The organism is Streptomyces sp. NPDC089915, from assembly GCF_040684675.1.
GTDB lineage: Bacteria > Actinomycetota > Actinomycetes > Streptomycetales > Streptomycetaceae > Streptomyces.
In genome coordinates this window covers 1-1,114 of the sequence record NZ_JBFBGN010000414.1, presented here as the reverse complement: position 1 = coordinate 1,114, position 1,114 = coordinate 1, and the positions used below count along the sequence as shown (strand labels likewise).

Genomic DNA, 1,114 nt, shown 5'->3' with positions numbered 1-1,114 from the left:
TCCGCCCAGGCCCAACTGGCCGTACCCGGATCCGGGTACGGCCTGATCGGCCGGGCGTCTGCCGCCGCGCCGGTTGGTCACGGTGAGCTGCAACTCGCCCTGCTCGGCGGCGAGTCGGATGTCCACGCGGGCGTGCGGGGCGTGTTTGGCGGCGTTGGTGAGGGCTTCCTGGGCCACCCGGTGGACGGCACGGCGCACGGCCCCGGTGACCACGGGGAGTTCCGCGGCCGTGTGCAGGTGGATGTTGCCGCCGGCGGCGACGCAGTCGCGCACCAGCGCGGACACGTCCGCTTGTACCGAGCCGTCCGACCGCACCCCGCGCACATCCTCCGACGGCTCCTGCTGGTCATGGCGCAGGACGTTCAGGATCTCGCGCAGTTCCGTCAGGGCTTGGGCGCTGGCGCGCCGGATGACCTCGGCGGTCTCGATCGTGCGCTCGTCCGGGGCGGTCACGCTCAGGGCACCCGCCTGCAGGGCTATGGTGCTGACGCGGTGGGCGACCACGTCGTGCATCTCCCGGGCTATGCGCCGGCGCTCGGCGGCGACCGCCCGCTCGGCGAGCAGGTCCCGCTCCCGTTCTGCCTGCAGGGTGCGTTCACGCAACGTGGCCAGCAACGCGTACCGCTGGCGCATCCACAGTCCGCCCAGGGCGGGGAGGGCCAACCCGGCCATGGGGAAGAAGAGCTGGTCCAGGTCAGGGTCCTCCGGCGTCGGATGCCAGGCGACGATCACGGTGCCGGCCACGGTGAGGAGGAAGGCCAGCAGGGTGCGCCGGCGCCATCCCCACTGCCGGGCCACCGTGTAGCACACCACCATGGCCGGGAAGGCTCCCCAGCTCCAGCAGAACAGCGGCATCGCCACCACGGGCAGCCACGGGAAGCGGCGGCGTACCAGAAGGGTCGGCAGAGCGGCGAAGAAGGCCAGCAGCCTCCAGGGGCTGCCTCCGGCGGCCAGGGCGGGCACCGCGCATCCGGCCGCCACCACGACGTCGAGGGCGAGATACGCGGGCCGGTTCTCCCACCAGGGCAGCCGGGGCCGTGGATCAACTCGACCTGCTCGGGCAGGAGTTGGTCGATGCCGTGCCGGATGATGGTGTGGGTCTGGCCGCCGCAGA

General features: G+C 72.7%; 1 protein-coding gene and 1 pseudogene. Both read right to left on the bottom strand.

All coding sequences use genetic code 11. The features are described from left to right. The coding region (locus AB0O29_RS36285; protein WP_365160811.1) for a histidine kinase at positions 1-984 on the bottom strand (984 nt) is incomplete at its 3' end. 38 nt (positions 985-1,022) lie between these two features. Further along, a pseudogene (locus tag AB0O29_RS36280) lies at positions 1,023-1,114 on the bottom strand (hypothetical protein); the annotation flags it as partial.